This is a genomic window from Streptomyces sp. NBC_01232 (assembly GCF_035989885.1).
GTDB lineage: Bacteria > Actinomycetota > Actinomycetes > Streptomycetales > Streptomycetaceae > Streptomyces.
Genome location: NZ_CP108518.1, coordinates 6,985,421 through 7,003,991, shown reverse-complemented (window position 1 = coordinate 7,003,991; position 18,571 = coordinate 6,985,421). Strand labels below are relative to the sequence as shown.

General features: G+C 71.9%; 21 protein-coding genes. 4 read left to right on the top strand and 17 right to left on the bottom strand.

What is annotated here, in order from left to right:
• Nucleotides 1-70 precede the first annotated feature (70 nt).
• From OG444_RS32345 to OG444_RS32265, 17 genes are all read right to left on the bottom strand, one after another.
• On the bottom strand, nucleotides 71-1,762 hold the full coding sequence (locus OG444_RS32345; RefSeq protein ID WP_327265453.1) for an MSCRAMM family protein: 1,692 nt from the start codon (nucleotides 1,760-1,762) through the stop codon (nucleotides 71-73).
• A gap of 115 nt (nucleotides 1,763-1,877) precedes the next feature.
• On the bottom strand, nucleotides 1,878-2,351 hold the full coding sequence (locus tag OG444_RS32340; protein ID WP_327265452.1) for a hypothetical protein: 474 nt from the start codon (nucleotides 2,349-2,351) through the stop codon (nucleotides 1,878-1,880).
• A 19-nt stretch (nucleotides 2,352-2,370) separates the two neighbouring features.
• Nucleotides 2,371-3,213: a DUF317 domain-containing protein gene (locus tag OG444_RS32335; RefSeq protein WP_266606570.1), complete on the bottom strand. Its 843-nt coding sequence runs from the start codon at nucleotides 3,211-3,213 to the stop codon at nucleotides 2,371-2,373.
• A 29-nt stretch (nucleotides 3,214-3,242) separates the two neighbouring features.
• A complete protein-coding gene (locus tag OG444_RS32330) occupies nucleotides 3,243-4,451 on the bottom strand; it encodes a hypothetical protein (RefSeq protein ID WP_266606569.1) in 1,209 nt (402 codons plus the stop codon).
• Between the two features lie 38 nt (nucleotides 4,452-4,489).
• Nucleotides 4,490-5,755, bottom strand: coding sequence for an MFS transporter (locus tag OG444_RS32325; protein ID WP_442810666.1), 1,266 nt, complete (start codon nucleotides 5,753-5,755; stop codon nucleotides 4,490-4,492).
• 83 nt (nucleotides 5,756-5,838) lie between these two features.
• Nucleotides 5,839-7,104, bottom strand: coding sequence for an MFS transporter (locus OG444_RS32320; protein ID WP_266606568.1), 1,266 nt, complete (start codon nucleotides 7,102-7,104; stop codon nucleotides 5,839-5,841).
• 93 nt (nucleotides 7,105-7,197) lie between these two features.
• The gene (locus OG444_RS32315; RefSeq protein WP_327265451.1) at nucleotides 7,198-8,055 is read right to left on the bottom strand and encodes a winged helix-turn-helix transcriptional regulator; all 858 of its coding nucleotides are present in this window, start codon (nucleotides 8,053-8,055) and stop codon (nucleotides 7,198-7,200) included.
• Nucleotides 8,056-8,108: 53 nt separating this feature from the next.
• Nucleotides 8,109-8,531: a hypothetical protein gene (locus OG444_RS32310; protein ID WP_266444608.1), complete on the bottom strand. Its 423-nt coding sequence runs from the start codon at nucleotides 8,529-8,531 to the stop codon at nucleotides 8,109-8,111.
• A complete protein-coding gene (locus OG444_RS32305; protein WP_266444605.1) occupies nucleotides 8,532-8,975 on the bottom strand; it encodes a hypothetical protein in 444 nt (147 codons plus the stop codon). It abuts the gene before it with no gap.
• Nucleotides 8,972-9,415 (bottom strand): hypothetical protein, encoded by a 444-nt coding sequence (locus OG444_RS32300; protein ID WP_252310303.1) that lies wholly within the window; start codon nucleotides 9,413-9,415, stop codon nucleotides 8,972-8,974. The genes OG444_RS32305 and OG444_RS32300 overlap by 4 nt, the downstream gene beginning before the upstream one ends.
• Before the next feature lie 38 nt (nucleotides 9,416-9,453).
• Nucleotides 9,454-9,759 (bottom strand): SH3 domain-containing protein, encoded by a 306-nt coding sequence (locus tag OG444_RS32295; RefSeq protein WP_266444602.1) that lies wholly within the window; start codon nucleotides 9,757-9,759, stop codon nucleotides 9,454-9,456.
• A 161-nt stretch (nucleotides 9,760-9,920) separates the two neighbouring features.
• Nucleotides 9,921-10,628: a hypothetical protein gene (locus OG444_RS32290; protein ID WP_266444599.1), complete on the bottom strand. Its 708-nt coding sequence runs from the start codon at nucleotides 10,626-10,628 to the stop codon at nucleotides 9,921-9,923.
• A 57-nt stretch (nucleotides 10,629-10,685) separates the two neighbouring features.
• Nucleotides 10,686-11,360, bottom strand: a complete 675-nt coding sequence (locus OG444_RS32285; protein ID WP_266444596.1) for a hypothetical protein — start codon at nucleotides 11,358-11,360, stop codon at nucleotides 10,686-10,688.
• A complete protein-coding gene (locus OG444_RS32280; protein ID WP_327265450.1) occupies nucleotides 11,357-11,995 on the bottom strand; it encodes a DUF3631 domain-containing protein in 639 nt (212 codons plus the stop codon). The genes OG444_RS32285 and OG444_RS32280 overlap by 4 nt, the downstream gene beginning before the upstream one ends.
• Nucleotides 11,992-12,408, bottom strand: a complete 417-nt coding sequence (locus OG444_RS32275) for a hypothetical protein (RefSeq protein WP_327265449.1) — start codon at nucleotides 12,406-12,408, stop codon at nucleotides 11,992-11,994. The genes OG444_RS32280 and OG444_RS32275 overlap by 4 nt, the downstream gene beginning before the upstream one ends.
• Before the next feature lie 83 nt (nucleotides 12,409-12,491).
• Entirely contained in the window at nucleotides 12,492-13,157 is a 666-nt protein-coding gene (locus tag OG444_RS32270; protein WP_266820176.1) for a DUF4913 domain-containing protein, read from the bottom strand.
• Nucleotides 13,158-13,289: 132 nt separating this feature from the next.
• On the bottom strand, nucleotides 13,290-14,045 hold the full coding sequence (locus OG444_RS32265) for a DNA-methyltransferase (RefSeq protein ID WP_266820178.1): 756 nt from the start codon (nucleotides 14,043-14,045) through the stop codon (nucleotides 13,290-13,292).
• 842 nt (nucleotides 14,046-14,887) lie between these two features.
• Between OG444_RS32265 and OG444_RS32260 the strand changes: the two genes are divergently transcribed.
• From OG444_RS32260 to OG444_RS32245, 4 genes are all read left to right on the top strand, one after another.
• Entirely contained in the window at nucleotides 14,888-16,000 is a 1,113-nt protein-coding gene (locus tag OG444_RS32260; RefSeq protein WP_327265448.1) for a C40 family peptidase, read from the top strand.
• Nucleotides 16,001-16,170: 170 nt separating this feature from the next.
• A complete protein-coding gene (locus OG444_RS32255; RefSeq protein WP_033221681.1) occupies nucleotides 16,171-16,473 on the top strand; it encodes a hypothetical protein in 303 nt (100 codons plus the stop codon).
• Nucleotides 16,470-17,150: a hypothetical protein gene (locus OG444_RS32250; RefSeq protein WP_266606564.1), complete on the top strand. Its 681-nt coding sequence runs from the start codon at nucleotides 16,470-16,472 to the stop codon at nucleotides 17,148-17,150. The genes OG444_RS32255 and OG444_RS32250 overlap by 4 nt, the downstream gene beginning before the upstream one ends.
• A gap of 33 nt (nucleotides 17,151-17,183) precedes the next feature.
• Nucleotides 17,184-18,500, top strand: coding sequence for an SCO6881 family protein (locus tag OG444_RS32245; RefSeq protein WP_327265447.1), 1,317 nt, complete (start codon nucleotides 17,184-17,186; stop codon nucleotides 18,498-18,500).
• The last annotated feature ends 71 nt before the right edge of the window (nucleotides 18,501-18,571 follow it).

Genomic DNA, 18,571 nt, shown 5'->3' with positions numbered 1-18,571 from the left:
TCCGGGCGGGATGGTGCGGTGCGGGACGGTGTAGCGCGGGCTCCGATCGCGGGCCCGGCAGCGCGAGAGGTCAGCTGGAGGCGTCGCCCGTACGGCGGCGGCGGCGGTTGATCAGGTAGAGGCCGCCGCCTGCTGCGAGCAGGGCGGTGGCTCCGCCGGCCAGCCAGGCGGTGGCGTCGGCGCCGGTGTGAGCGAGGGATCCGGGCGGCGTCGTCGGCGGGGTGGTGGCCGGGGGTGTCGCGGGCGGGGTGCTCGGGCTCGGCGGCGTGGTCGCGGTGGGCTCGTCGGCGAGGGTGACGGTGACGTCCGCTCCGGGTCGGGCGGTGAACGCGACCGGTGAGGGGTCGAGTTGGTAGCCCTCGGGGGCCTTGGTCTCGCCGGCCCAGTAGCGGGTGCCCGCCTTGAGGGTGACGTCGAGGGGGACGGTCGCGGTGCCGTCGGTCCCGGTGGTGACGCTGGTGATCACCTTGCCAGGGGTGTGCTTGCCGGTCTTGTCCGTCTCATCGGCGCGGATGGCGATGACGGCGCCCGGCAGGGTCTTGCCGGTGTTCTTGTCGGTCTTCTTCACCGACAGTCGGGCCTTCTTGAAGGGGTCGACGAGGTCGAGGGGGTTGGCCTGGGCGGTGCGTCCGGCGGTGATCGTGATGGTCTGCTCGGCGATCAGGTCGTGGACGGGGCTGCCGGAGGAGGTCTCGCGCAGCCGGTAGGTGTCGGCGGGGAGCTTGTCGAAGACGAGGTTGCCCTGTTCGTTCGTCTTGCCTGCGGCGATCTGCTTGCCGTCGGAGTCCAGGAGCTGGAACGCGGCGCCGACCAGGCGGGTGCCTTCGGGGTCCTTCTTGCGGATCGTCACGCCGCCGGTGGCCTCGCCGACGGTGATGGCGGCGGAGTCCTTGACGCTGGTGGTGCCCCCGGCGAGCAGCATCCGCTGGGCGGCCGGGTTCTTGGGCGTGAGGACCTGCAGCCCGATGGCGGGCAGCCCCTCGGCCATCGCGGTGACGCTGGCGGTCCCGGGCTTCTCGGCGGTGAACTCCCAGGCGCCCGTGCCGTTGTCGTTGGTGGTGACCTTGCCGGAGGCGGTGCCGGAGCCCGACTCGGAGAGCGTGACGGCAACCTTCGGGACCGGCGTGCCGGCGGTGGTGGTGACCTTCACCGCGACGGTGACCTTCGTCCCGGTGGTGGTGGTCTTCACCGACGGCGTGATCTGGAGGGTGTAGGGGCACGCGAGCTTCTTGCCCTCGGCGACGTAGCCCAGGGCGAGGGTGCGGGCGGTCGGGGAGACGACCGGGTACGCCAGGCGCTGCTTGCCGCGGTCGCCGTCGAGGGCGTAGGTGCCGCCGGCCAGGTACTCGTACACCACGGCGTCGACCGCGGCGGCCTGTGCGTTGTCGCGGGTCTGCCCGTACTTGCCGATCACATAGGCGGCCTGTGCCAGGTTGTCCTTGGTGACGGGCTTCCCGGTCACCGACGACGTCCAGGACGGGACCGGCTGCGGGTCGCCGTAACCTCCGGCGTCGGCCGGGCCCTTGCGTTCAGGGTCGGCGCAGTAGGTCTCGGTGTCGCCGTGGACGGCCGGTCCGGGCGGGCCGTAGGCACCGATGTGGCTGGAGGCGGCGTGTCCCTCGGAGTCGGGGATGGTGTAGCCGGGGCCCAGCACCACGGAGGCTTCCGGGGCGGCCATGGCCGTCGCGGGCAGCAGGGTGCCTGCCGCGAGGGCGGCGACGGCGACGGCCAGGTGGGCGGGGTGGGCGGGGCGAAGGCGCATATGGAGGAGAGGGTCCTGTCGGTGGAGAGGGGAAGGCGGGTGCGGTCGACGGTGAGTCAGTAGGCGCGATGGGCCAATGACGGCCGAGGGGCGGGGCTTTACGGCAGGAGGGTGGTCACCGCGCCCGGGCGGCAGAGGTCCGAACTTGCCGGGCCGCGGCGGCGGGGGGCTGGCTGGTCCGTACCGGTGGAGCGCCGGGGATCCACAGGCGTACGTATTGGTCGATCGCGGCCCGCAGCCGGGTAACGCCAATGCCGACCCACGGGGGGTGCTCGCTGTGGTTCCAGTCGTTGAAGGTGCCGTACTCGCCCTGGCCGGGCTTGTGTCCGAGGCGCCGGTCTCGGGTGTCGAAAGCGCCGTGGTCGGCGAAGCGCAGCACGGCGGTGTCGATCGGTCCTTTGTCGAGGTGCACGATCCGCAGTCGCAGCCCGTCGTAGCGGTCGGCGTAGATCGTGGGGGCGAAGTCGATGCGGAGCCGCAGCGGGAGGTCTGGGGCGGGGGCGGCGTAGTAGGCATGGCCGACGACGGCGGCCTCGGGGTAGGGCAGCGTGAGGTGGTCGGCGAAGAACTGTTCGGTGAACAGGGCCAAAGGGGTTCCTCGTTGTCGGTCAGCGGCGTACAGCGCCGCGGGCGGGAAGGGCAGCGGAGGGGGTGGTGGCGGTGCTCCAGCGCGGCACGCTGCCGACCGCAGCGGGCGGGTGGACCCCGATGCGGGGGCGGAGATCGCGGGGAGTCGGCACCGGAGGGCGGGGCGGTACGACGGGCATGAGCTGCGCGAGGGCGGCGAGCTGACGGTCGAGGCCCTGCTGCCAGCGGGCCACGGGAGTTGTGTCCGTGAACGCCTCCGCGGTGGCCGCGATGAGGTGAGAGGGCGTACCGGGGCTGAACGTGATCTCCGCGCGGGTGCCCCAGCCCGGAGGGCCCGCCCACAGTTCCGTCCCGTCCGGCAGGTCGCGGCGGGAGCGGTTGATGTAGACACCCGCGTTGCTGTCGGGAGCGGCCAGCTCCACGATGCCGACCTCGGCGCCCGTGCGCTGCCAGCCGGCTGCGACCAGCGGTGCCACGCTGTCGGCCCAGTACGCCGACGGGGCCGCAAGGAAGCGGTCCTGGCCGTCGGCCCAGTCCCGGGCGAGGGCGGTGGTGAGGGCGGCGACGAGCTCGGGCGGGGTGTTCTGGTTGGCGATCGCGGTCCACTGGGGTCCGGAGACCGCGTCGGGCGCGGCGCTGATCGTCCACAGGTCGTAGTCGTCTCCGGCCCAACCGATCCGGATGCGGTGGTCCGGGCTGGTTACGACGAGTTGGTGCGGGCCCTCGTCGAGGTGATGGTGGGGCCAATGCTTGACGGGGGCGAAGCCGGCATCGCCGTAGCCGGGCGATCCGGCGAGGTAGCGGGGGGTGACGTAGACGTCGCCGTCCACGGTGGCGGCGGACTGGGGGGCGGATGAAGGCAAGGGCGTCTCCACGAACGAAGGGGGTGCGGTCAGAGCGCGGCGGTCAGGGCAGCCGGGGCGGCGAGGGCCGGCCTGGGAGGGAGCGCGGAGGGCAACACGGTGTCCAGCCTCCGGATGACGGCGAGGTCGGCGAGGACCTCGCGCTTGGCACGGGCGCGCAAGGCCGGGGTGAAGGTGTCCGGCTCGAGCCTTCCGTCCGCGGTGGCGTACGGGCAGAGCCGGGCCAGGATGCGGGCGGCGGCGGCAGGCTGCGCGGCGACGAGGCGGTCGAGGGCCGCGTCGATGGCCTGGCGCCGTCGATCGTGGTCGGGAGCGGTCCGGCGCCGGTCGGTCACCGTGATCGCGTACTGGCGGATCAGGCGGTTGTGTTCGGCACGGCGCTGCCAGGCCGCGACCAGGAACCGGCGCGCGTTGAGAACCTTGAAGGCGTCGGGTTCGGGCATGTCGGCGAACCCGTTGGGCAGGGAGCCCAGGGCCGAGGAGCTGGAGGCCCTGGCCACCGGCACGGTCAGGCTGGTCAGTTCCTCCAGTGCCGAGTTCCAGCGCCGCTGCAGCAGCGGGTGGCGCAGCGCCGGATCACGGTCGTTCTGATCGCGGGCGTCATCGGCGACAGCGCTACGGAAGGCCACGGCTCCCATGGACAGCAGGCGATCAACCTCCGCTGTGCGGGGCGCGGGGAGGTAGCCATCGGCCCAGCCTTCCTCGACAGTGTCGAAGATGTCCTTGGCCAGCGGGCGCGCGGGCAGCCCTGCGGCGACGTGAGCCTGGGCGAGGAGCTGGGCGAAGAGGACGGGATGCGCCTGCGAGAGCCAGCCCCGGGTCGTGGTGACCGTGTCCGTCGAAGGAGTCTCCTCGGATTCGCGCGTGCGGTCTTCGGACCGGCGCAGCGCGGCGGTTTCCCGGTGGACTTGGTGGCGGGCGGTACGGACCTGCCTCAGCTGGCGGGCGGTACGGGTGGCGCGCGGGTCCTGGCGGTAGGTCATCCGCTCGACGGCGACCTGGAGGTCGCCCTCGGCGAAGGTGAGGGCGTCACGCAGTTCGTGCAGGCGAGTGGGAGCGTGGAGCAGGTCGTGCTGGGCGGGGCGGAGGTGGCCGCCGGCATCGGCTATCGCGGCCGTCACCAGGTGCTCGAAGCGCTCCTGCAGATAGTGGGCGAACGCCTCGTCGTCGAGGGCGGCCACTTCGCGCAGGCGGAGGCGAAGGTGCTGCGGCTGGGTGGAGTCGGTGGGCTCGGGCATGGTGGTCCTGTTCGGGATGGCAGGCGGGGTGGGAGGGGTCAGGCGGGGAGCGGGCGGCGGGTGGCCGGATGGGTGCGGAGTTTCGCGAAGGCCACGGCCAGCCCGACGGCCTGCAGGACGGCGCAGGCGGTGATGGCGTGGCCGAGCAGGTCCGGTGGTGTGAGCGCGACCAGGGCTCCGGCGAGGGGGAACGGCGCGAGGAGCAGCAGGATGATCAGCGAGAGGGTGCTGCCGAACACCTCGGCCGGGACGAGGTGGGCGCGCAGGGTGCGCAGCACCACGGTCATGCCCGCTTCGCCGGCCATCAGCAACGCCACCAGGACCAGGAAGACGGTGTAGGTGTCAGCGGCTGCCAGAGCCAGGCAGGCCAGGGAGGCGAGGGAGGCTGCGGCAGCTCCGACCGGCCACAGGCCGGCGCGGTCGATCGCGAAGCGGGCGAGGGTGACCATGGCCAGGGAGGCGATGGCGGCGGCCGACCAGACGAGGCCGACCTGGCTGCTCGTGCCACCGAGTTGCTTGATGACCAGGACGGGGCCGGCGGCCTGCACGAGGCCGATCGCGCAGTTGGACAGCACCAGCCCGACGCACAACCACCCCAGGGCGGGGAGCGACCGCAGGGTCCGCCATCCGATCTTGAGGCCCTGGGCGACGGGGACCGGGGCCTCTTGGGGCCAGACGGGACGCTGACGGGGGGCCAGGGCCGCGCCGAGCAGGGAGCAGGCGGCGATGATCAGGAGCATGCCGGTGGCGCCGCTGTACTGGAGTAGCACGCCGGCCAGGGCCGGGCCGGCAAGGGTGGCGCCCTGGTCGATGCCCAGCAGGACGGCCTGGACGCGGTGTGCATGGCCTCCGGCGTCCCGGCTCGCGGCGCCGCCCGCGGTCTCGGCCGCGATGTAGGAGAACTCGGTGAGGACGCCTGTCGTGGCGGCCAGTGTCATGACTGTGATCACGGCGCTCGATCCCTCGCCCACGGAGGGCAGGACGGCGGCTGCGGCGAGGACGACCGCCGCGCGCAGGACCGAGGCGATGCGAAGGACCCGTGTGCTGCCGAACCGGTCCACGGCGGCGCCCGCGAGGGCGAACGCCCCAAGGCGGGGAACCCATTCGAGCATGAAGGCCAAGCCGGTCAGGGTGGCCGAGTCGGTGACGGCCAGGACGAGCAGCGGGATGCCGTACGTGCTCATGGCGAAGGCACCGGCATCGGCAGTGCGCGGGACGTAGACGCCGCGTACGGGTCCGAAGTCGGGAGTGCGGACATGTCGGCCGGTGGGTGGCCGCAGGACGGCAGCGTGCTTGGGGGGCATCGTCTTTCCGGGGTGGGGCGGATACGTTCGGGGAACAGACCGGCTGGACGGTGACGACAGTCCGAGCGGGCGGCAACAGCGGCCTAGCGGAGCGTCGAGACCGAGTGGCGCGGGTGGCTGTGGCGTGGGCGGCGGTGGCGGCCCAGGCGTCGGCCGGGGCCGAGTTTGGGGTGGGCGGCGGTCAGGACGGTCAGCGCAGTTGCTGCGCCGGCGGCGGGCAGGGCAACGAGGATCTGCGGGCTGGTGGAGAGAGCTCCGGCGAGCGCGGTGCCGGCGGCCTGCCCGGTGCCGACCGAGAGGATCAGCCAGGCGTACGCCTCGGTCGTGCGGGAGGCCGGGGCGAGGGCGTCCACCGTGTGGAAGCCATTGGTGATGATCAAGGTGAGGAAGAGGCCCGGTATCCCCACGAGGCCGACGGCCGCTCGGGGGCCTGGGTCGGCCAGCAGGGGAAGCCAGCCGAGGAGGAACAGGACGCTGGTGCAGAGCAGTTGCGTGGTCGTGGTGCCGGGCCAGGTCCTGCGGGCGTAGACCAGGCCGCCCAGGAAGCTGCCGGTGGAGAACACGGCGGGAAGGAACCCAGACAGCATCGGCTGCTCCTGTACGGCGGCCATATCGGCGGCCCAGACGTTCATCGCGCCGAGCGTGAACCCGGTCCCCGCCAGGCCGGCGAACAGCATGACCAGCCCGCTGCTCATCAGCCGTCCGGTACCCGCGCCGCCCTCTGTGGTCGGCCGCCATGTCCTCGACGGACCGGCGGTCAGGACGATCGCCGAGCCCGTCAGGCCGAGTGTCGCAGTCACCAGAAGAGCGGTATCGGGGCCGTGCGTGGTCGCCAGCCACGAGGCAAGCAGTGGGCCCACTACGTAGAGGAGTCCCTGCGAGCCGCTATCGAGGGCCTGCACGACGCGCCGCCGCCTCGCATCCGGCAGGACCGTCGGCCACAAAGCCCGCAGTCCGGCCTCCAGGGGCGGGGTGATCAGCCCGGCGAACCCCACGACTGCGGTCACCACCACCTGTTGTCCGTCGGCACCGACCCACGGGAGCGCCAGCAAGCAGGAGGAGTTGAGCACGGCGGCCGGGATGGAGATCCGGGTCTGCCCGTACCTGTCCATCAGCTGGCCCTTGACCGGCTGAGAGAGGCCCGAGGCCAGGCCGTAGAGCGCGGCGAGGAGTCCGCCGAACGCCAGCGTCCCGCCGCCCGCAGTGATCCACAGGACGAGGCTCACCGGGACCATGCCGTTGGGCAGGCGCCCGATCAGGGTGCCACCGAGCAGGCGGGCAACGTACCGGCTACCAAGGACGGATCCGTACGTGGCCGGCGGGGCGGTGGCGGTCAAGCGAGCGGTCAACGGGGGCTTTCCGTCAGGGCTCAGCGCCAGGGCGCCGGGAGCGAGGGAATACCGGCGGCAGGCGGCCGGAACATGGCAGTGGTCGGTTAGGCGTCACCGGCTCGGTCCGCTGGTCGGTGCGGAGAACAGATCCACGGGCCGCCACCCGGTGGCCGGGGCCGGGGCCGGCGGCTGGGCTACGGCCACGGCCGGGCTGGTCTTGCGGGCCTGGTGGGCGGCCCACTGCCCGGAACGGGTGGCGGCCGGGATACGGGGTGCGCCCCAGACGGGGTGTGCCTGGGCCTCGGGAAGCGGGCGGGCGGTGGCCCAGGTCGAAAGAGCCAGGTAGATCGGGGCGAGGGCCTGGCCCGGGGCGGTCAGCTGCAGCGAGGCGGCGTCATCGCGGGTGACGGCGACCAGGCCGTCGTCGATGAGCCGACGGATCGGCGGGTAGATCGCGCTGGGGCTGTGGTCGGGCATCGCCTCGGCCGAGAGCGCGGCCATGGTCGAGGTCCCGCGGGCCTTGAGGGTCCACAGCAGCACGGTGGCGTGCCGGTGACCGATCACGGCGAGGGTGTCCTCGGCGTTCTGCGCAGCCGGTATCCGCTCCGGCTCCGTCCTCCCGGTGACGGGGTTGAGGACGAGGTTCTTCTCCAGGTGTCCGTCGCCCCAGCCCGCCAGGGCGGTCAGCGACGGCATCAGCTCCCGTCCGCGTGCGGTCAGGCCGTAGGTGACGTGCAGTCGGGTCTGGGCGGTGCGCTCGACGAGCCCGGCATCCGAGAGCGCCCGCAGCCGCGGGTGGAGCTGGCCGTCGCCGAGCCACGGCAGGTGCTCCTTGAGCTTGGTGTAGCGCAGCGGGCCGGGCTGGGAGGCCAGCGTCATCAGCACCCACACGCTCCAGCGCGGCGTGATCATCTCCAGCGCTTCGGCAACGCGGGGCAGGTCGTTGGAAGGCAGGTGGGCAGCAGCCAAGGCGGTAACTCCAGACGGCGCGGGGTGGACGAGAAGAAGGAGAAAGGAGGGGGTCAGCGCGAGCGGGCAGGCCCGTCAGACGCGACCGGCGGCATGGCCGGTGTGACGGCCGTGGCCTGGGAGGCGGGCGCCGGGGACTCGGTGTCGGGGACACGAGCCAGGCTGTTCAGAACGTCGCCGAGAACCTGGGCGTGGGAGTCGCGGACGGTGACTGCGTGTGCCAGGCGGCGGGTGGCGTCGGAGATGTGGCCGACATCCACGGATTCGATCGTGCGGTCGGGGTGAGTCAGCCGGTGGAGCTGCTCGGTGTGGAAGGCGACGGCGCGGTCGGCGTACTGCAGGGCGGCGAAGCTGTTGAGCAGGGCGTAGCGCATGCTGCCGGGCACGGCGTCCGCGGCGAGGCCGGTGACCGGGCGGCCGTAGAGCGCTTCGATCTGCGCGCCCGTCGCCCGGGAGGCAGAGTACGGATCGGGCACTCAGCGTCCCCGGGCCGCCGCCACGTCCTCGGCGCCGGTGGGCGCGGGCCGTAGGCCGCTGCCCACGACGGCGGACCGGACCTGGAGGGGGGCGGCCGGCGGCCGGGCGGCTGGCGGTGGCATCGCGGAGAGCAGCTTCTCCAGCGCGATGCGGTAGCCGGTGCGGCCGGCCAGTGCGGCCTCCAGCCACTCGGCGTCGAACCGGAGCGTGTCCGAGGACAGCGAGTCCAGTTCGGCGTCGGGGGCCATGGCAGCGTGGACACGGTCGCGGACGCGTACGACCTGGGCCTCGGCCAAGGCGAGGAAGGCGCGCAGTTCCAAGGCCCGGACCAGGGCGGGCGAGCTGCCGGGGCGGACCGCGCGCTGGTGCAGCTGGCCCAAGGGCCCGCCGAACACCTGCTCCAGGCGGGCGTCTTGGGTACTGGGCTTGCGAGCATCGCTCATCGGGCACCGCCCCTGATCCGCGCGGGCTGTGCCGGGACGGCAGTGGGCAAGGTCGTTGTCACCCGGGGTCCGAAGCGCCGCTGGATGCGGGCCTGCTCGACGGGGGACTCCAAGAGGAACCGGAGGACCTGCGCCCGACCGTCACGAGCGGCAACCGCGTAGTTCACACGGTGGGCCAACTCCATCACCGGGTCGTCCAGCACGTCCCCCGGCGCCGTCTCCAGCGCGGAGACCAGAGCGTCCTCGGCCGTCTCCACTCCCTGCTGCGCCTCGGTGAGCAGCGCGTACCAGCGGACCACCTGGGTGGCACTGGGGTAGGCGTGCGGAGCGGCCTGGACGGCCTGGGCCAGTTCGGGCAGACCCAGGCTGAACTGGGCCTCGATCCGCTCGGCGAACAAGCCGAGCACGTCGCCGTCGAAGACGTCGGGGATGTCGGACACGAAAGGTGGCTCCTGGAAGAGGGGAACGTACGGGTGGGTCAGTTCGGGCGACGGCAGCCGTCGCGACGGAGGTCACCGTCGTCAACCCAGCCGGTGATGCCCGAGGCAGTGGTGACGTGCAGCCAGGCGCCGTCGGTGACCGAAGCCGTGAACGGCTCCCCGCGCCGCAGCACACCGACGGCCGTGGAGTCACCGTCGGCACGGGCACGGACGGCGACGGCGAGCACCGGCTCGGCCCGCCGAGCCGAAAGGGGCGTGACGGAGCTGACTACCGCGGAGGCGGCGCAACGGGATGGGGTGCCGCTCAGGACGGTGGCGGTGATGGACGCGGGTGTGTGGCACACAGCGGATGGCTCCAGACCAGGCAGAACAACAGGAAGTGACCGCCCTCAGTGGGGCGGTGGTGTTGCAAAGGGTCCGGAGAATCCCCGGTTTCCGAAACCGGGGATCGGCGGCTATATTGCGCGCCGCCGGTCCGCCGAAACGGGCTCGGCGAAAGCCGTGTTCAGCGTCCTTGAGACCGACGGGAGACCGGCGGCAAGGGTGTCGCCGGCGCGGTCTGGGCCGGGCTGCGGCGTGCAGTCGGAGCCGGCGGCGGTAGCGCCGGGGCCTCCTCGTCCGACCATGCCTCCCACCAATCGACCGCTGCGGCGTAGGTCTCGAACCCGCCTTCCCGCAGGGTGTGGCTGTTGGAGTCCCAGTCGAACTGCTCCAGCAGGATCCGGAATTCCGGCGCCGCCTGGGGGTCAAGGGAGCGCAGCATCACGACCGTCTGTACGGGGTCGCGCATGTCGTCGGTGTAGCTGGCCAGCAGGGCGAAGTGGTCACCATCTCCGCGGACGCGCGCCTCCAGGGCCCTGGTGCGGTCGTCTGCGGGGTCGTGCACGCCCTCCGGTGCGTCGAGCGCGTCGGAGGGACAGCCTCGGGCTATCAGGTACGACTGGGCCATCGCGTACAGCGGGAGTTCCTTGGAGTCGACCTCGAAGGTGCGGGCGCGCAGGTCACGGGAAACGTGAACGGCTCGGAGCTGCGGGCTTCCCGGAATGACGTACGTGGCTCCCTCGTCGAGGAGGACGAAGTAGGCGTCGGTGTACGTGCGGTACTCGCCGAGCACCTTGAAGGAAGAGATGTCGAGATCTTCGTAGTGCTGCTGATGGCCGTCATCGGCGGGCTCGAAGCCGTCCAGTTCGTAGTCGGGTTGGTGAAGAGGCACGTGTGGCGGGCTTCCTTCTTCAGGGGCGGAGGGGGACGAACCCCGGGGCACCTTGGGTCAGTGCTGTCGGGCTTGTGCCGGCCAGGCCCCGGCCGGGCGGGCAGGCAAAGGCGTGGCCATGGCCGGTGGACGGCGGGTGCCGAGCAGCGCGGTCCGGCCGGTGTCGGTCAAGGCGACCGGCTGGCCGACGGTTAGCGCCCGGGACGTGTCCCGGGTGACGAGTCCGTGGGATTCCAGGCGCTGGAATGCCGGAAGGTCGATGAGACGGCCCTGGACTGTTCGGACCGAGACCCGGTGGGTGAGGAGGTGTTCGCGCATCGTGCCGCCGCCGGCGAGCGAGAGGAGCGCCGCGAAGTCGTGCGCCGTCAGCTCGTCGTCAGCGGGGACGAGGGCAGGGGCGGCGGCCTTGACCGCCTCCAAGGCGGCAGCGACACCCTCCTGCAGCCGGTCGCGGGCGGCCGTGGCCTGGGCCAGGTCGTGCACAGTCCGGCGCAGGCGGTCCAGGAGCGGGGTATCCACGGGGTAGCTGCCGGAGGACAGGCGCTTCAGTACGTTGCGGTGGTACGCGACCGCGCCCTCGGCATTCACCAGTTCCCGGTGTACGGCAGCGAGCGCGGCCCGCTCCGCCAGGAGCAGCCCGCGGAGATGGTCGTGATGCAGAACGGTCAGGTCGCCGACGACTTGCTCAATGGCGGCGTCCAGGGCGGTTGCCGGGGATTCGCAGGCGCTCACGACGGACGGCAGTCACAGTCGGCCGGGATGGCGGCCAGAAGGGCCGAGCGGCGGTAGGACTTGCGGCGCCGGCCGTCGCCGAGGGTGATGTCGCGGCTGGCCACCTCGTACGGGCGCAGCAGGGTGGCCAGGCGGGTCTGGGTGAGTTCGGCGTACGGCCAGCGGCCCTCGGCGAAGCCGGGCAGGGTACGCAGCTCCGCGACGAGGTCGACGGAGGACAGTGCGTCCGGGCTGCCGTGGAAGGCGAAGGCGTCCAGGCAGGCGGCCAGGATGCACGGGGCGGCGAAGGCGGAGACCGCATTGTCGGCGGTGCGGCTCAGGACGGTCGGCGGCTGCTCGGAGTCGGCGCACGGCGAGCAGCAGGTGTCGGCGCCAAGGAGGTACGAGACCTGTCGGCCCGCCTTGGCGTGCTCGACCAGCAGATTGCTCAGGTCGTCGAGTTCCTTATCCTGGGCGGCTTCGCTCGTGGGCTGGGGTCGGCTGGCCCAGGCGCTCAGTTCCGCCTCCACTTCCAGCTGACGCTCGCGAGCATCCAGCAGGGCCTGGTGGCGCGGGTGCGGAGCCGGCCGGGGCTCGAGGAGGGCCGTCATCAGGGCCTGGAGCAGGGAGGAGGACTGGGCGGTGAGGTTGGTCATCGCGAAGGACCCTTCGGGGAATTCGTGGTGGCGATGCGGGCGGGTGCGGGGAGTCCGGGGACCGGGAACGCCGCGGCTGGAGGCGCCGCTGTGAAGGCAGGGCGCGGCCGGACTTGTGGCGAGAGAGAACGAGCCGCGTACGCGCGGGGCCCGGCTGCGGGGCGGGGGCGGCCGACGCGGGCCCGGACGGTGTCGTAGATGTCGTGCTTGGCGCGGGGGCGTACGGCGACGATGTGGACGTTGGTGCGGTGGCTGGAGCCGGGCGGGGCCGGGCGGTAGTCGTAGACGATGCGGTACTGCACCCGGGAGCCGAGGTAGAGCTTGCGGTAGCCGGTCAGCTCGGCGGTGAGTTCGGGCCCTCTCACCTGGGCGCGCACGACGTCCTGGATGAGGGCGAGCCCAAGGTCGCGCATGTCACCCGGAGCGGCGAGCAGGTCATTGAGGGCCTCGGGGTGAAAGGAGAGGCCGAACGCCGGCGGAGGCTGCGGTGGGTGCGTCACAACCCGGCCCCGTCCGAGGCCGGGGCGCCGCCGGTCGTCTGGGCCTCCGACTCGCGGGCGGCGGACCGTGTGGAGGGGCCCGGCCCGCGCAGCAGGCGGTGCTCGGCACGGTCCGGGTCGGTCTGGCAGGCGCTCAGGGGGCCGCCGGGGGCGCGGACGTAGGCCATGCAGTGGGTGAGGAAGTCCCGGTGCCACACGAACATGCCACTGGGGCCGGCCTCGGCGTCCTTGTGCTGGTGGTAGGCCATCCACAGTGCGTGCAGCCACGCGACGACGTCGAGGTGCTCCTGCCACTGCTCGCACCATGGTGCCGCGGTGGTGATCTCGGCGCCGTAGACGTCCATGAGGTGGTCGTCCACCCAGTCGGTCAGCGCAGCGATTTCGTCCTCGTACTCCTCGCCTTCCAGCTCCAAGATCGGCTTGGGGTCCGGCGGCGGGGTGGGGGCGGTGAACGACGGCATGCCGGGGAACCCGGCGAAGGGCATGCTCGCGGCCATCGGGTCCGCAGGCGGCGCGGAGGCCAGTGTGTCGATCATGCGGGCCTGCTCTGCCGACTGGTCGAGCAGCTTGCGGACGGACGCCTCGATCGATTCGAGGTCAGCGTCCGGCAGACGGACCGGCTCTATTTCCCCGCCATGGCGGGGCTCGGCAGATTCGGACACGAAAGGGGTTCTCCTTGCAGCCAGGGCCGTGAATTCGATGGCCCTGATGGTCCGGAGAATCCCCGGTTTCGGAAACCGGGGATCTGCCGCTATATTCCGCCTGCCACGGGATCGGGCTGTGGTACAGCCCGGTCAGGAGGTCAGGTCGAAATCGCCCTGGGAATACACCTGCCGGACCGTCTCGGTGAGGCGCTCGGAGGCAACAGCCGCGTACTCCTTCGTCTTCTCGATGCCGATGAAGTCGCGACCCTCCAGCAGCGCGGCGACCCCGGTGCTGCCCGATCCGGCACAGAAGTCGAGCACGGTGCCGCCGAGAGGGGCGATCTTCACCAGCTCCCGCATTACCTCGACCGGCTTCTGCGTGATGTGCCGACGAGCCTTGCCCGAGGGCTGCGAGGCGCTGTACAAGCCGGGCAGGTAGACCGGGTTCGCGGCGGCGTCGATCTTGCCCTTCGCGCCCCAGACGATGAACTCGCAGTCCTGCCGGAACTTACCCTTCTGCGGCCTGGCCTGCGGCTTGTGCCAGGTCAGGACACCCAGCCACAGCCAGCCAGCGGCCTGGAGCGCGTCCGTGGTCGCCGGCAGCTGCCGCCAGTCGGTGAACAGCAGCGCCGTACCCCCGACCTTGGTGGCCCGGTGGGCCTCGGTCATGATCTGGGTCAGCCAGAGCGTGTACGAGCGCTGGTCCATGTTCTCGCCGACAAAGTCCGGCAGCGCATGCTGGGCGTCCGCGGAGACGTACTTCTGGCGGGCAGAGCGGCTCGTGCGCTCCTTGGCAGTTCGGCCGCCGCTGTTGTACGGCGGGTCGGTGATGACGGAATCGGCGCAGCCGTCGGGCAGAGTCGCGAGCACGCTGAGCGCGTCGCCCTGGTGAAGGGAAAATGACAAAGGGGAACCCCAATTCGGTGAGGGATGCAGACGGGAAGGCTCCAGACCGTGCGGCGGCCATCGCAAGACATGCGGGCAGGCGGCGCGGGGAGGTCCCAAACTGTAGGTGACGATTCCCGGTTGAGACGCATCGCCGACCAAGAACCCCGGAAATTGTGCGGAATCGGCCCGTGATTTCGGTGACCGGGGATTCGGGCTTACTGTCTTGTCACTGCCCGGCGGACACCGCTGATGGCGACCCTCCCCCGCTTCTCCCTCTCCCGCAGGAGGCCCCTGTGTTCCGTCCGTGACCCCGCACGCAGCCATCGCCCGCTGCCTCGCCGTTCCCAGCCCGCTCGCCCGCTCCAGACCCTGACAGGGAGGCCGCCCATGTCCCGCCCCTGCTGACCTCGCCCGTGTTCCCCGCAACTGCGCCGGCCGAGGAGGTGCCGCTCATGTTCCGCCCGTAATCCCCTTCCGCCCTGGTGGGCGAGGCAACGCTCACCTGGCACCCCAGTTCGATCCCGGTTTCCCGCCCCGGCACCCCTCCAGGAGTTCGCTGATGTTCCGCCCGTAAGACGCCCCGCCGTCCCGCTCTTCACCAGCCCGCCGCTGCGGGCACTCCTTGAACGTCCCAGGAGGCACACCCATGTTCCGCCCGTAACCTCCCCCGTCCCACCGGGTGTGTGAGGCAACACGCACCCGAGCCGGGGCTCTTCGCCCACCTCCACCGCGCCGGCCGCACGGCCCTCCCCCCTTTCACACCGTGCGGCCGGGGCCCACCCCGAGGACCTCCCCGTGACCTCTTCCTCTCCATCCCCACGTGACATCCCCGCAGCCCGCCGGCCGGAGGCCGCCCGGGAGTGAAAGGCATCGCCGCCGCGATCGGCGTGCTCTGCCTCTCCCCCGCGCTGCTCGCTGGCACCGCCGTCCTCGCCGCAGCCGCGAGCCACTCCTCGCGCCCGGGCACCTCCTGCGTCACCGACTCGGTCGACACCGACGCCGTACGGCGCCAGGTCACCGCCGTCCTCGGCGGGTCAGGCGCTCAGAACGTCCACGTCGAGGGCCTGGACCTGCCCGCCGAGCAGATTCCCCACGCCCGGACCATCGTCGCCACCGGCATCACGCTCGAAGTGCCCGAGCGCGGCCAGATCGTGGCCCTGGCCACCGCCATCCAGGAATCCCGGCTGCGCAACCTCGGCTACGGCGACCGCGACTCGTTGGGCTTGTTCCAACAGCGGCCCAGCCAGGGTTGGGGCACTCCCGCCCAGGTGCGCGACCCCGTCTACGCCAGCACGAAGTTCTACCAGGGCCTGCTGAAGGTTCCCGGCTGGCAGCAGATGACGGTGACCCAGGCCGCGCAGGCCGCCCAGCTGAGCGGATTCCCCGACGCCTACGCCCAGTGGGAGCCTCTCGCCCGCGCTCTGCAGCAGGCCATCGCCCCGACGCTGAAGGGCTCCGGGCCGCCCACCGAAGGCCAGACCCCGGGCATCCCGGCGACGGACCCATGCGCTCCGGGCGAAGACGGCAGCGGATCCGGACCGATCCCCGAAGGGGCGGTCCCCAAGGGGTACTCGATCCCCGCCGACGCCGACCCCCGCGCCAAGACGGCCATCACCTGGGCCATGAACCAGCTCGGCACCCTCTACCAGTGGGGCGGCTCGTGCCTGGATCCGCACGGTCCGGACCCGATGGGCCGTTGCGACTGCAGCTCGCTGACCCAGCAGGCGTACAAGAAGGCCGGGATCACCCTGACCCGGACCACGTACACCCAGGTCAAGGAAGGCAACGCCGTCCCGCTGAACCAACTTCGCCCCGGCGACCTGGTGTTCAGCCGCGGCACCCCGGCGGTCCCCGAGCACGTCGGCATCTACGCCGGCCACGGCTACGTCATCGAGGCCCCGCGCACCACAAAGCCGGTCCGCTTCAGCACCCTCGCCGACTACGCCGCCCACAGCGCACGCCGTCTCCCGTGACACCGGTCCGCCCGGCCAGCCCTTGAGGCACCGGGCGGACCGGACCACCTTCGCGCCGCAGAGCGCCCCTTCCCCCTCCCCCCTTTTTCTTCCTGTTCCCGGCAGGGCCCGTCGTGTCCTGCGCATGCAAGGAGCGCACCACCATCTCCCCCGCCAATCTCACTCCACCCCTGTCCGAACGCATCACCCTGCTTGCCTACGATCCGGGCGTCTCACCCAAGGGCGGCGGCCTGCCCGGCCTCGACGTCCTGCGCACCGTCGTGAACTCGATCAACCTGTTCGGGATCGTGGCCGTGGTCGGCGCCCTGGCCGTCAGCCTCGGCGTCTGGGCCTGGGGCCACCACTCCGGCGGCCACCAGGCCGAAGCCAACGGCAAGAAGGGCGCGGTCGTAGCCGCGGCCTCGGCCCTCGGTCTGGGCGCGGCCAACGGCATCGTGGCGTTCTTCAGCGCGCTCGGCCAGCAGGTCCGATGAGGAAACGTTCCCTCGACGTGCTCGGCCTGGGCTGGCAGCCACCCCGGCGCGTCCTGCTTTTCGCCGGTGTACTGGCCGCGCTGCTGGTCCTCGCCGGCGCCGTCGCCTGGTGGACCGGGAGCCACCAGAGCCCCGAGGCATCCGGCAAGCAGACCAGCCCGACCGGTGCACCGAAGGCCCCCTCCGCTCCCGTACCGACAGCGCCCGCAGCGGGGTCCGCGGTCGCCGGGCCGCCGCCGATCTCCGATCCGCTCGCGTTCGCCCGGGCGAGCGCGGTGATGCTGTGGACTTTCGATGCCCGCACTACCAGCCGCGACGCCCAGCTCGCCGGCATGCACAGCTGGATGACCGGCGAGTCCGCATACGCGGACTGGGACTCCGTCCAGGCCCAGATCCCCGACCCGGTGCTGTGGTCACGGCTGAAGGACAACGGCCAGCACGCCAGCGCCACCACGTCGGAGGCGCACTTTCCGTACGCGTTCAAGCAGGCCCTGGCCGACAACCCGCAAGCCATCACCGAGGCGTACATCTACGCCGTCACGGTGCGCGGCAAAACCCAGCTCGCCTGGAACGGCGGCGGAGGCGGTGCCGAAGACCGGCAGATCACCCTCGCCGTCCAGTGCCGACCCGGCAAGGACTGCCGCCTGGTCGCCATAGCCCCGCGCGTCGCCCCGTAGCCACCGCCTGTACCTCCCGAAAGGACGCCCGACGTGGGCTTTTGTGACCTGCCTGTCGCCGGCTACCTCTGCAAGGCCGGCGATGTGATCGACTTCGCCTCCGATCCCGTCGGCGCGATCGGGAAGTGGATGGCGGAAAGCGCCGGTGACGTCGCCGCCGCAGCAGCGGACCTCGCGTCCAAGGCCATCGACCGCACCACCAACATCGACCTCGGAGCGGGATGGTTCCGCGACAACTACGAGACGATTCTGCCGATCGGCCTGCTGATGCTCGTCGCGACGTTCTGCGCGCAGCTGGTGAGAGCCGCGATCCAACGCGACGGCCAAGCCCTCGCCCAAGCGGTGACCGGAACGGCCTCCGGCGTCTTGTTCGCCTTCTGCGCCATCGCCTTCACCACCGTCGCCATCGAAGTCGTCGACGCCCTGTCCAACGGGCTGTTCGCGGCTTCCGGTACGAACATCTCCTCCGCCGTGCGCAGGATCGTCAAGGTCCAGCAGATCAGCTCCATCGCCGGAATGGGCTGGCTCGTCGCAGTCGTCGCAGCCCTCGGCAGCGCGATCGGAGCGTTCCTGTTCTGGGGCGTGATGATGGTCCGCAAGGTCGGCATCCTGATCCTCGTCACCTTGGCCATTTTCGCCGGAGCCGGCGGCGGCTGGGAAGTCGCCCGACGGTGGCGCCGCGGCTGGATCGAGGCCACCGCCACCCTCGTCGTCTCCAAGCTGCTGATGACGATCATCTTCGTGCTCGGCATCGCAGCCATGGGCAAGACCGAAGCCAAGGACGGCGTCGCCGCCCTCGCGGACGTCGCCGCAGGCATGGTCATCATGCTCATGATCCTGTTGTGCCCGTGGATGACGTTCAAGTTCGTGCACTGGGCCGCTGAGGGAACCGACGGCGAGTCCCTCCACCGCGCCGGCGGCGCCGGCGCGACGGTTGCCCGTCAGCACGCCGAGAACGCGGCGCGCAAGGCTGCTGCGGCGGCCACCGGCGGCGCGGCGGCCGGAGCCGGCGCTGCCGGTGGTGGCGCCGAGGCTGCGGGCAGCGGCGGGGGCTTCCCCGGCGACATCGCCTCCAACCCGACCGGCGGCATGGACATGGGCAAGGGCGACTCCGGCGGCAGCTCCGGCGGGGGCTTCCACGACCTGATGGAGCAGGCCGCGCCCCCGCAGGCCCGGACCGGAAGCGGCCAGGACACCGGCCAGGCAGACGGTCCGCCGAGCTGGAGCGGCCCCGGGTCCCAGCAGAGCGGGTGGAGCACCAGTGCGCCCGCCGATCCGATGCCTCCGGCCCACGGCGCTCCGGCCAACGGTGACAGCGCCTCCCAGACCGGCTCGCCGACCGGCCTGTAGTCCCTCCGCCAGCCCACCCCGGGGCAGGGCCACCACACTCCCTGCCCCGGGCCGACCCGCCCCGGGAACCG

Excerpts from the sequence above, each read along its gene's own strand:
- OG444_RS32345 (WP_327265453.1), bottom strand. The coding sequence starts at position 1,762 with ATGCGCCTTCGCCCCGCCCACCCCGCCCACCTGGCCGTCGCCGTCGCC.
- OG444_RS32330 (WP_266606569.1), bottom strand. The coding sequence starts at position 4,451 with ATGCCCGAGCCCACCGACTCCACCCAGCCGCAGCACCTTCGCCTCCGC.
- OG444_RS32325 (WP_442810666.1), bottom strand. The coding sequence starts at position 5,755 with ATGCCCCCCAAGCACGCTGCCGTCCTGCGGCCACCCACCGGCCGACAT.
- OG444_RS32305 (WP_266444605.1), bottom strand. The coding sequence starts at position 8,975 with ATGAGCGATGCTCGCAAGCCCAGTACCCAAGACGCCCGCCTGGAGCAG.
- OG444_RS32280 (WP_327265450.1), bottom strand. The coding sequence starts at position 11,995 with ATGACCAACCTCACCGCCCAGTCCTCCTCCCTGCTCCAGGCCCTGATG.
- OG444_RS32275 (WP_327265449.1), bottom strand. The coding sequence starts at position 12,408 with ATGCGCGACCTTGGGCTCGCCCTCATCCAGGACGTCGTGCGCGCCCAG.
- OG444_RS32250 (WP_266606564.1), top strand. The coding sequence starts at position 16,470 with ATGAGGAAACGTTCCCTCGACGTGCTCGGCCTGGGCTGGCAGCCACCC.